Here is a 918-nt window from a genome sequence, read left to right as displayed (position 1 = left end):
GCCTTCCGGTAGAGGTTGTGGAAGAAGTCGAGACGGTACGACGAAATGTCGCTTGGCTTGTACTCGTCGAACCACAGGGGGATGCTGTTCGTACAGGAGAACGTCGCCACTTGGGCGAAATTCGATGAGTCAACCGAGAACGGTTCGCCGGCCATGCCGAAGCACCGCCACAAATACGAGAGGGTCGTCGTCTTACCGCTTCCCGTGTCCCCGGTGACATTGAGGTGGTTGAACTCACCGCTCTCCGTGAACTCCTCAACGAGAGGCCGGAATGGTGCAGCGTAGAACCACCCGAGGACCGGGAGTAACCGTTCGGTGTCGCGCGTATACGGGACCGTCTCCAGTATCTCGGCCACAGACGAAGAATCGTACTCTGCCGTATCCGACTGTATCTCGACAAGCCTCTCCGGGGTTATCTCGCGTTCGAGGTACACCGTCTCTGATTCCTCCGCCCACCCGTCTGCGCAGAGTGTCCGACCGGGGAGAGCGAACTCGTCGCCGTGCAACCCCATATGCTGAACTCCGAGACGGCGAGGTGCGTCCTGTCGGTCAACCCAGATGCGCAGTGCGTCAAGGAGGTCTTTGACGTGGGCCGATCCGTCTCCGAGTTTGGGGATGTTGAACTTCGTCCCGAACGATTCACCGAGGATCTCGTCGTCGAAGCGCTCCTTTCGGTTGAACACTTTGGGTTCAATCGGCTTCTCGAACGCCTCCCCGGATTCAAGCGTGGCCTTGAGTTCTGCGCGAAGCGGGCCACGTTCGACTTTGAGGTACGAGAGCACTTCTAACTCGAAGTTGAGGAGTTCGTACTTCCGTCGCGGCGTCCCGTAGAGGAACCACGTCTTGCCGTCCTCGACGACGACCGGCCCGTTCTCCTCTTCGTGGCGCGCTAACGTACGGTGATTCTGGACGGCGTAC

Annotated in this window: 1 pseudogene; it reads right to left on the bottom strand. The window is 59.3% G+C overall.

The features are described 5' to 3' along the window. Positions 1-782, bottom strand: a pseudogene (locus tag ACFQEV_RS19850) (hypothetical protein); the annotation flags it as partial. Positions 783-918 lie beyond the last annotated feature (136 nt).

It is taken from the genome of Halopelagius fulvigenes (assembly GCF_042662625.1).
Lineage (GTDB): Archaea > Halobacteriota > Halobacteria > Halobacteriales > Haloferacaceae > Halopelagius > Halopelagius fulvigenes.
The sequence above is the reverse complement of the archived record's forward strand: the minus strand, read 5'-3'. Positions and strand labels throughout refer to the sequence as shown.